Genomic DNA, 10211 nt, shown 5'->3' with positions numbered 1-10211 from the left:
AGATGAGATTTCCCATTTCTTTAAGAAAGTAAGATCCCTGAGAGATGATCAGGTAGATAGGTCAGAAGTGGAAGGCCAGTGATGGTTGGAGCGGACTGATACTAATCGATCGAGGACTTAACCAAAAAGAAAAAAGCACGTAAACTCGTAGAGTTTTGATTTCTTCGATCCAGTTTTGAGTGAGCAAAACTTACTCAATTGAATAGTGTGGTGGCGATAGCAAGAAGGATACACCTGTAACCATGCCGAACACAGAAGTTAAGCTTCTTAGCGCCGATTGTAGTGAAGGGTTTCCCTTTGTGAGAGTAGGACGTCGCCACGCGTTTTTTTTACCTTATGGGGGTTTAGCTCAGCTGGGAGAGCATCTGCCTTACAAGCAGAGGGTCAGCGGTTCGATCCCGTTAACCCCCATATGAGTCGTTAGCTCAGTTGGTAGAGCATCTGACTTTTAATCAGAGGGTCACAGGTTCGAGCCCTGTACGACTCATAGTAATAACCTATGCGGGTGTGGCGGAATTGGCAGACGCACTAGATTTAGGATCTAGCGCCTTCGGGCGTGGGGGTTCAAGTCCCTTCACCCGCACTTCATTGCCGGCTTAGCTCAGTTGGTAGAGCATCTGATTTGTAATCAGAGGGTCGAGGGTTCAAGTCCTTTAGCCGGCATCAGGAATATGCGGAAATAGCTCAGTGGTAGAGCACCACCTTGCCAAGGTGGGGGTCGCGGGTTCGAACCCCGTTTTCCGCTTTGCCTTAGCAATTTTCAGCCGGGGTGGCGGAACTGGCAGACGCACAGGACTTAAAATCCTGCGGTGAGTGATCACCGTACCGGTTCGATTCCGGTCCTCGGCATTTCATAATATGCGCCCATAGCTCAATTGGATAGAGTGTTTGACTACGGATCAAAAGGTTAGGGGTTCGACTCCTCTTGGGCGCGTAGTCTTTTTATTTGTTTCATTTTTATTATCGGGAAGTAGCTCAGCTTGGTAGAGCACTTGGTTTGGGACCAAGGGGTCGCAGGTTCGAATCCTGTCTTCCCGATTTTTTGATGCCTGAAGCATTCGCTTCAGGCTTTTTTTGTGTTTTCAGCCAGTGAGAAGACCTGAAAATATGATACAATAGTAAAAAACGAGGAGGAAATTGTTTGAAGGGAAAAATCATCAAAGCGCTAAGCGGATTTTATTATGTGGCATCAGAAGATGAAATCTTTCAAACCCGCGCTCGAGGAAATTTTCGGAATCGAAAAATCACTCCTTTGGTGGGTGATGAAGTGATCTTTGAAAGCAGCAATCAAACAGACGGTTATCTTTTAGAGATCTTGCCGCGAAAAAATGAGCTGGTTCGACCGCCAGTCGCAAATGTGGATCAAGGGGTGGTCGTGACAAGTCTAGTTGAGCCGAACTTCTCCTATAATCTATTGGATCGCTTTTTAGTGACGTTAGAGTATGAGGGGATCGAACCGATCATCTTTTTGACAAAAGCGGATCTTGTGAAAGATCTTGCCGCAATGAAAGCAATTGAGGAGACCTATCAAGCAATTGGCTACCACGTGATCACGTCAAAAGCAGAAGGCGAAGATCTATTGGAACTTCAACGGTACTTTCCTGAGCGGATCACCGTATTTATGGGACAATCCGGTGCTGGAAAGTCGACATTGCTGAATCGGATCGTCCCAGAATTGGCATTGGAAACAGGAGTGATCTCAGAATCTCTCGGGCGGGGGAAACATACGACCCGTCATGTGGAGCTCTTGCCGATTTGTGATGGATTGGTTGCCGATACACCAGGATTTAGTTCGATCGACTTTTTGGAAATCGAAGCGGTGGAGTTACCCAAACTATTTCCTGACTTTTTAGCGGTAGCTGCCAACTGTCGTTTTAGGGAATGTAGGCACCTTAATGAACCTGATTGTGCAGTTAAGCAGGGGGTTGCAGCAAATGAGATTGCCGAGACTCGTTATAAGAATTACGTGCAATTTTTAGAAGAGATTGAAAACCGACGTCCGGTTTATAAAAAGAAGAAAAAGTGAGGGAAAAGCATGATAAAACTAGCACCATCTATTTTAAGTGCCGATTTTGCAAATCTTCAAAGAGACATTGAGCTGGTAGAGCGCCATGGCGCAGATTATATTCACGTAGACGTGATGGACGGTCATTTCGTCCCTAATATTACCTTAGGCCCAAACATCGTTAAAGCGATTCGCCCAGTTACCAAACTGCCGTTGGATGTTCACCTAATGATCACCGAACCAGAAAAGTATATACATGCCTTCGCAGAAGCTGGGGCAGATATCATTGGGATCCACGCGGAAGCAACACCTCATATCCATCGTGCGATCCAAATGATTGTGGCAGAAAATGTCAAAGCAGAAATCGTCATCAACCCAGGCACACCAGTATCAGCCATTGAACATGTTTTATCCATGTGTGATCAAGTGTTAGTCATGACGGTCAATCCAGGGTTTGGTGGGCAATCCTTTATTGAAGAATCACTAGAAAAAATTGCGGTACTGGCTGCTTTAAAAGAAGAAAAAGGCTACCATTATGATATCGAGGTAGATGGCGGGATCGTTCCTGAGACAGCCAAACGTTGCCTGGAAGCAGGTGCAAATGTCTTCGTAGCAGGAAGCTATATTTACGATGCCGATGAACCTGCAGCACAAATCAGAGCCTTGAAAGAAGCTTTGCAATAAATGAAGATTTTGTTAGCAGCAGGGGGGCGCCCTGAAAATTGGCCACCGCTGATGACGTATGACAAATACATTGGGATTGATCGCGGGGCATTGTTTTTGCTTCAGCACCAACGGCCAGTCGATCTAGCGATTGGTGATTTCGACTCTTTGACCGCAGGCGAACTGCAAGCAGTCAAACAACAAGTCAACACAGTGATCCAAGCGCCTGCTGAAAAAGATGATACAGATACCCAGTTGGCATTGGTGGAGACGTTGCGTCGCTATCCAGAAGCGCAAATCGACTTGATTGGTGCAACAGGAGGACGTCTCGACCATCTTTTAGCCAATCTATGGCTGCCTTTAGAAGATCGGTTTCGTCCATTTGCCCCAAATCTGCGTTTTTTAGATCGTCAAAATGTCGTTCAGTTCTTTTTACCAGGCACCTATCAATTGGAAAAAGAACCCGAGATGCAGTATTTGGCGTACTGCTGTTTGACGCCGGTAACAGATTTGACGTTGACAGGTAGCAAGTATTTATTAGAAAACGTCCAAGTGCCGTACCCAACTTCTTATGCCAGCAATGAATTTCTGACACAAACAGCAGGTTTTTCCTTTAGCAGCGGGATGATAGCAGTCATTCAAAGTTGTGATTAAGAGACGGAACGTCTCTTTTTTTTGTTGAAAATTTCAGAAACTTAATTACAAAAAAAACATTAAGACGGTCAACTTAGCTTTTGTTTGCAGGGTATTAATGGTAAAATTGGAACTACAGTTTGGAATTATTTGAGGTGTCTTTGTGAAAAAGTTTAATCCTAATAAAAATATTATCATCACATTGATTATTGTGATTTTAGTTGTCACCGTATTAAGCGTGACGATCGCCCGCAGAGCTGCGGGAAACTCCACCAATGTTGTGCAATCAACGGTCAATGACTCCGTTGGCTTTATCGATAAAGTGATTACGGCGCCTTTTCGTTGGATCGAAAATGGGGCGAATTCAGTCAAAAACTTGTTTGTGACGTATGAAGAAAATGAACGTTTAAAAGAGAAATTGGACAGTTTTGATGAACTGGAACAAGCGAAGGACAATGCGCAAAGAGAAATCGATGCCTTGAAAGAAGAGCTAGAGCTGAATGCGACCTTGACGAATTATGAACGGATCTCCGCCAATGTCATCAATCGGTCACCTGATACTTGGCAAGATATGCTGATCGTGGATCGAGGCTCAAGAGACGGCGTTGAGGTCAACATGGCGGTCATGTCGCAAAAAGGCTTGATTGGTCGTGTGATAGAAGTCAATGCAGCTTCTTCTAAAATTGAACTTTTGACTTCTGAAAACCAGAATTCTAACCACTATCCGGTTCGGATCAGCGGCGAAGATGGGTCAAACTTTGGGATTCTAAGTAGTTACGATCAAAAAGAACGTTCCTTGGTCATTACCCAGTTGACAGGGGACAATGAGCTGAAGGAAGGCGATGTCGTGCAGACCTCTGGATTAGGAGGAAACTCACCTGCCGACTTAGCGATCGGAACAGTGATCCGTACCACCAAAGATGAGTTTGGTCTTGATACCCAAGTGTTTGTAAAACCGTATGCCCAAATGTATGATATTCAAGCAGTAACGATTATCAAACGCTTGGCAGGTGAGGAATAGCCATGAAAAAGCATGACTACATCAAATACCTGGCAGCGGGCGTCTTCTTTTTGATGATGTTGGCAGATGGACAACTGACGCGTTTTTTAGAAAAATGGACCCAAGACAATTATATCGCCAGTGCGCATCTTTTATTGATCGCCCTTTTATGTGGCGCGAAGTATTTGCCGAAAAACTTTTTGATCACCACGGCGCTTGTGATCGGCTGTCTTTATGACGTGTATTATGTCGGTGTGATCGGCATCTACACGGTGGCGTTTCCCTTGATCGTGTGGATCATGTATATTTTGCAAAATACGCTTTATCAAAATGTATTTACCATGTTTTTCGGAATGATCATCTTTGTTACAAGCTTAGAAGTTGTGACGTTGGGCGTCCAGTTGCTATTTAAGATCGCATCAGTTAGCACGTCATTCTTTGTTTCCCGCTTTTTAGCACCAACGCTTTTATTGAACATCATTTTGTTTATCCTTTTAGTCGTTCCATTCATGAAGCTATTCAAAGACGAATAGCTTCATTTTTTTTGCGTTTGACTGTATAAAAATAACAGCGATTGAAATGTTTTTGTAATATTCCTTTTATCTCTCTGACATACGGCTGTGTTACAATCACACTATCGTGAAGGACTTTAGGTATTCTTAAGCATTTATACATAAAAAAACCATATTAGGGGAAGCAACAGCCGGAGGAATGAAGAGTGAAAAAGCGAATTTTATCTTTATTGTTAGTAAGTTCAATTGTTCTTACTTCTGCAGCAGCACCGACACTTGTCTTTGCATCAGATTTTGACAATAAAATTGAAGAAAAAAATAAAGAGATCTCTGACTTGCAAAACCAGCAAGCGAGCATCCAGTCACAAGTAGCAGCACTTGAAAGCGACGTGGCTGCAATCAATGAAAAAGCCCAAACTTTGTTGCAACAACAAGGTGATTTGCGTGCGGATTCTGAAAAGTTGAAGCAAGAAATTGCTGATTTGAAAGTCAGAATCGAAAAGCGTGAAGAAGCGATCCAAAAACAAGCCCGTGACGTTCAAGTCAATGGTCAAAGCACGAACTTTATTGATGCAGTATTAGAAGCTGACTCTTTAACAGATGCTATTGGCCGTGTGCAAGCAATGACGACGATCGTCAATGCTAACAAAGATCTTGTGGATCAACAAAAAGCAGACCAAGAAGCAGTTGAAGCGAAAAAAGCGGAAAACGACGATAAATTGGCAGAAATCGCAGCGAACCAATTTGAGCTAGAAACACAATTAGGGGATCTACAAGCCAAACAAGCCGATTTAAATGTTTTGCAAGCGGAATTGGCTGTTCAACAAGCATCTAAAGAAGATGAAAAAGCTGATTTAGAAAAACAAAAAGAAGAATACGAAGCAGAACAAGCACGCATCGCTGCAGAAGAAGCGGCGGCGGCAGCCGCTCGTGAACAAGCAGCACAAGAGGCAGCGGCTCAAGAAGCGGCAGCAGCTGAAGCAGCTACTCAGGAAGCAGCATCAAGCGAGTCTTCAACGTCGAATTCAACGACATCAAACTCAACAACAAATTCTAGTACGACGACTGATACTACGCAAGGCAGTTCATCACAAGGTGGCGGTTCAACAAATACGACACCATCGACTCCTGCCAACAATAACAATAGCAATAACAACCAAGGATCGAACAATAGCGGCAATGGTGCAAGCAATACTCCTGCACCCGCACAAACGGTCAACGGTTCAGCAATCGTAGCAGAAGCAATGAAATACATTGGTACTCCTTATGTATGGGGTGGTACGACACCAGACGGCTTTGACTGTTCTGGCTTTACACAATATGTATTTGCTAAAGTTGGCATCTCATTACCACGGGTAACGTACGCACAAGAATTTTCTGGTACGGTGATTTCGATCAATGAAGCAAAAGCTGGTGACTTGTTATTCTGGGGTAGCCGCGGAAGCACACACCACGTGGCGATCGCTATGGGTAACGGACAATACGTTCATGCACCAACACCAGGTCAAAATGTTTCTGTTAGCAGTTACTCTTATTACTCACCAGATTTCGCGGTACGCGTAAACTAAATCAATTGAAGCTATTTCAAAAGCTGGCGTTTTACGTCAGCTTTTTTTGATTTCTGTTTTAAAAAACGTATGCTTTTTTTGTTTTCAGTCTTGCCAGAACATCTTATAATAGAGAAGAGAAAGGAAGCGGATAAAATGAACAAGACCTCGTCTTCCAGAGAAAAAATGATAACGGTTAAGTTTTATACGAATTATCTTTCTCGCATGATGATGCCGAATTTAAGTATTTTTATTGCGTGGATGCTGATTTCATTCCTGCTGCCTTTTTTCTCAGTCGATCAACAAGTGATCCAGCAAATGGAACAAGGGGTCTTGACTGTGCTGCTGCCCCTCATGATCGCCTATACAGGTGGGCAGATGTTGGCGCCTGAACGAGGTGGGGTCGTAGGAGCAGTGGCGGTCTTAGGGGCTATTCTCGCAACCGATATTCCCCAGGTCTTTGGGGCGATGCTGCTGGGACCGCTAGCGGGCTGGCTATTGTACCGCAGTGATTCGATCGTGAGCAAAGTCAAAAGTGGCTATGAGATGCTGGTGCGCAATTTTATTGCAGGTGCGTTTGGCGGACTCCTCTTTTTAGGAAGTTACTTCCTATTGGCGCCGCTTTTTAATTGGTTCAGTCTCGGCAGCTATCAGCTGGTTGATTATTTTGTTCAGCAAAACGTCTTGCCCTTTATCCATATCATTGTAGAACCATTGAAGGTTTTGTTTTTTAATAATATTGTCAACCATGGTCTATTTACACCGCTAGGGATCGAAGCAGCGGCACTCAATGGTCAGTCGGTTTTATTTTTGATCGAGGCCAACCCCGGTCCAGGATTAGGGGTCTTAGCGGCGTATCTTTTTTTTGGTTCAAAGCGAAACCGAACGAATGCCGCAGCATCCGTTTTTGTGCAGGCTATTGGTGGGATTCATGAAGTGTATTTCCCGTTTGTTCTGCTCGATCCTTGGGTGTTGCTCGGTCCGATCGTTGGTGGTTTCAGTGGCACGCTGATCTTCCAATTTTTAGGGGTAGGCTTAAGAGCGCCGGCGTCTCCGGGCTCGATCTTAGCGATTTTACTCAATACACCGCCGTCTATGATCCTAGGTGTCTTAGCTGGGATTGTCGTCAGTACGGTCGTATCGTTTGCGATCGCTAGTGTGCTGTTAAAACGGAAGTCCAATACAGAAAATGAGGAGCGTAAGATGCCGAAAATGAAGAAAGTCACGGAGATCGTCGTGGCCTGTGACGCAGGGATGGGGTCCAGTGCGATTGGTGCCAGCATACTAAAAAAACAGTTACAAGAAGCCCAGCTAACGTTTCCTGTCCGCTATCAATCGATTTATCGTGTGATCGATGATCCCGCGCTTTTGGTGATCACCCAACGGGAATTAGCAGCTATTGCCCAAAAGCAGACACCACACGCACAGCATTATGTGTTAGATAATTTTTTGGCGGCTGATGAGTATGCCCCGCTGATTAAAGAATTACAAAGAAGAGAACAGGATCCGCAAAAATCGCTGCAAACCGAGGCAGCAAGTTCGCTAGGATTTTCAACGATCATCTTTTTGTATAGTGGAAAAAAACGCGGTTCACAAACGATGGCAGTGGAGATACTAAGAAAAATGGCCCGCCAACAAGCGCTGTCTTTGACCATCAAAAAAATGGCGTATGAAGGACAAGCTCTTGACCCTACGGCAGTCTATATCCTCCCGAAAGAACTTGCAGAAAAGTGCCCGATCCCAGATGTTCCTTTACTGGTGGTGGATGATTTATTGACGACAGATGCGTATCGTCAGTTACTGACAGAAGGAGTCGACTATGTTTTTGACCAATCGTGAAACACTTTTATTAACGGAATTGATGAATAGTACCGGTCCAGTTTCTTTAGATCGCATGATGCAAGTCTTAAAAGTCAGTAAACGAACGGTGTACCGTGAACTGGCTAATCTAGAAAAATCGCTGGAAACAGTAGGAGCTACCTTAGAGAAGGTCGGTCGTGGTCATTTCCAAATTTTTGCATCAGAAACGAGCATTCGCCAATTGCAAGAAGCCATTATGGCAGATACCGATCAAGAATTCGCGGCTAGTGAGCGACAACATCGTATTTTGCTGCAACTGACTACCGCCACGAAGCCTGTATCTAGTCATTTCTTCTTGGATCGCTACCAAATCAGCAATACGACGTTTTTTTCAGATATCAAACAGCTAGAAGAAAGTCTCGCACGGCTGCCGTTAAGGATCGTGCGCAATCAAGGATATGAGATCGAAGGCTCCGAAAAATATCGGCGGTTGATCACAGCCAATACACTAGTGATGGAGATCAATGAGTACCAATTTTTCCATTTACTGGAAACCGATGATGAAGCCCCGTTTATTTTTCAATTTCTGTCCCGTGACCATCTATTGCTAGCCCAGCGGCTGATTCGAGAAACCATCGAGCCGCAGTTCAAGGAACTTAGTGACCGCAAATTGGCGTTTATCGTCTTGATGCTGGCGCTAGCCATGGATCGGGTAGCTTTGGGCTACACGGTTGAAGAAGAGACGTACCCGAGTCAGATCAACAAAGACTTGCTGAAGGTGGCGAAAAAGATTTTTGCTCAGATCGCCGAAAAGACGAAACTGCTTTATTCCATCAACGAAATCGTCTTTTTTGCCGTGTTACTAGGTGATTTTGCTAATTCCTTTGATCGTGATTTTTTTGATGACAATTTTGATACCGACTTGGCTTATCGTGTAAAACGCTTGATCGAATTGGTCAGTGAGCAAACGGAAGTGGCGTTTTATGAAGATACGAACTTGTATAAAATGCTGCTGACCCATATCTCAGGAGTGATGACGCGGGCGATTTTAGAAGAAGATCATTTGAACAACCCTATCCTAGAAAAAATCATGAACCAGTATGTCGAGATCGCCAGCGGGATTCGTAATCATCTGCCGCAGGTCTTTCCGCAGCAGCAGTTCTCGGAAGAAGAAATCGCCTATATGGTCCTGCATTTTGCCAATTCGTTGGAAAAAAATCCGAAAGTGTTAGAAGTCAATATTGCAGGGATCTCTCCTAGCGGATTAGCCTCCATCAGTTTATTAGAGATGCAGCTGCGGAAACATTTTCCCTTTATCAATCAAATCACCTTCTTTCGAGTGGGGGATGTCAAACGGGAAAATATCGAGGAGACCTATGACTTGGTGATCTCGACTTCCTTGCTGCCAGGGTATCAAGGAGAGTACAAACTCGTTTCACCGATCCTGCTAGAAGAAGACATTCAAGAGTTGAAGAAGGCCTTCCAAGCCATTAGTCAGAAAAAACGTTCCGCAAAAAAAGCACCCTCTGCTTTGGTCAAAGAGGAATCCTATGAAGCGGTCTTGACTTTTATCGAAGCCATTAACCAGCTATTGGCGCTGTTTCAAGTGCAAGCCATTGATAACCCAGCGGACTTGGAAGAAACGTTGCAGCTGGTGCTGACGTCTTTTGATGAACATGTTGTTTTGGATCGTGAGAAAGTCGTTGATCGTCTCTTACGGCGCTACTTCCAAGCGCCAGTGGGCATTCCTGACACTCACTTTGCCTTGTTTCACGCGGCGAGCTCGGCGATCCTGCAACCAGTTTTTCGTATTTTCGACTTGAAACAACCTTTGCCCCTTTTAGCGATGGATAAAAAAGAAATCGCTGTTACCCGTTTATTAGTCATGTTGGCGCCGTATCCTATCAATGAAACAAGCTCTCAGATGTTAGGAAAAATCAGTGGTTCGATCATTATGAATGATCTAAATACGGAGATTTTTAATTCGGGCAATGATTCGATTATTTATCAGTTGCTCTCTTCGCTCTTGATTGAAGAAGTAAAACAATAGG

Annotated in this window: 8 protein-coding genes, 8 tRNA genes and 1 rRNA gene; all 17 read left to right on the top strand. The window is 44.3% G+C overall.

Going from position 1 to position 10211, the window contains the following annotated elements; genetic code table 11:
• Window positions 1–206 precede the first annotated feature (206 nt).
• The 17 genes from rrf (at window position 207) to A5867_RS00580 (ending at window position 10210) form a co-directional block, all read left to right on the top strand.
• Window positions 207–322, top strand: a 5S ribosomal RNA gene (rrf, locus tag A5867_RS00660).
• A gap of 16 nt (window positions 323–338) precedes the next feature.
• Window positions 339–411, top strand: a tRNA-Val gene (locus A5867_RS00655).
• Window positions 412–414: 3 nt separating this feature from the next.
• A tRNA-Lys gene (locus tag A5867_RS00650) sits at window positions 415–487 on the top strand.
• A 14-nt stretch (window positions 488–501) separates the two neighbouring features.
• Window positions 502–583 (top strand) — tRNA-Leu (locus A5867_RS00645).
• A gap of 7 nt (window positions 584–590) precedes the next feature.
• Window positions 591–663: transfer RNA gene (locus tag A5867_RS00640), tRNA-Thr, on the top strand.
• A gap of 10 nt (window positions 664–673) precedes the next feature.
• Window positions 674–745, top strand: a tRNA-Gly gene (locus A5867_RS00635).
• 18 nt (window positions 746–763) lie between these two features.
• Window positions 764–849 (top strand) — tRNA-Leu (locus A5867_RS00630).
• Between the two features lie 11 nt (window positions 850–860).
• Window positions 861–934: transfer RNA gene (locus tag A5867_RS00625), tRNA-Arg, on the top strand.
• Between the two features lie 30 nt (window positions 935–964).
• Window positions 965–1038 (top strand) — tRNA-Pro (locus A5867_RS00620).
• 103 nt (window positions 1039–1141) lie between these two features.
• Window positions 1142–2026, top strand: coding sequence for a ribosome small subunit-dependent GTPase A (gene rsgA, locus A5867_RS00615; protein ID WP_060791853.1), 885 nt, complete (start codon window positions 1142–1144; stop codon window positions 2024–2026).
• Between the two features lie 9 nt (window positions 2027–2035).
• Window positions 2036–2689: a ribulose-phosphate 3-epimerase gene (rpe, locus tag A5867_RS00610; RefSeq protein ID WP_015510634.1), complete on the top strand. Its 654-nt coding sequence runs from the start codon at window positions 2036–2038 to the stop codon at window positions 2687–2689.
• Complete coding sequence (locus A5867_RS00605; protein ID WP_005230235.1) at window positions 2690–3322, top strand: thiamine diphosphokinase; 633 nt, start codon at window positions 2690–2692, stop codon at window positions 3320–3322.
• A 142-nt stretch (window positions 3323–3464) separates the two neighbouring features.
• Window positions 3465–4322 (top strand): rod shape-determining protein MreC, encoded by an 858-nt coding sequence (gene mreC, locus A5867_RS00600; protein ID WP_010748844.1) that lies wholly within the window; start codon window positions 3465–3467, stop codon window positions 4320–4322.
• 2 nt (window positions 4323–4324) lie between these two features.
• The gene (mreD, locus tag A5867_RS00595) at window positions 4325–4834 is read left to right on the top strand and encodes a rod shape-determining protein MreD (protein ID WP_010748845.1); all 510 of its coding nucleotides are present in this window, start codon (window positions 4325–4327) and stop codon (window positions 4832–4834) included.
• A gap of 185 nt (window positions 4835–5019) precedes the next feature.
• Window positions 5020–6381 carry an NlpC/P60 family protein gene (locus A5867_RS00590; RefSeq protein WP_015510633.1) on the top strand — a complete coding sequence of 454 codons (1362 nt, stop codon included), beginning with the start codon at window positions 5020–5022 and terminating at the stop codon, window positions 6379–6381.
• A gap of 69 nt (window positions 6382–6450) precedes the next feature.
• Complete coding sequence (locus tag A5867_RS00585) at window positions 6451–8199, top strand: PTS sugar transporter (protein ID WP_087626673.1); 1749 nt, start codon at window positions 6451–6453, stop codon at window positions 8197–8199.
• Entirely contained in the window at window positions 8180–10210 is a 2031-nt protein-coding gene (locus tag A5867_RS00580; RefSeq protein WP_087626672.1) for a PRD domain-containing protein, read from the top strand. The genes A5867_RS00585 and A5867_RS00580 overlap by 20 nt, the downstream gene beginning before the upstream one ends.
• Window position 10211: the final 1 nt, after the last annotated feature.

Source organism: Enterococcus sp. 6D12_DIV0197, assembly GCF_002174385.1.
GTDB classification, from domain to species: domain Bacteria; phylum Bacillota; class Bacilli; order Lactobacillales; family Enterococcaceae; genus Enterococcus_D; species Enterococcus_D casseliflavus.
The sequence above is the reverse complement of the archived record's forward strand: the minus strand, read 5'-3'. Positions and strand labels throughout refer to the sequence as shown.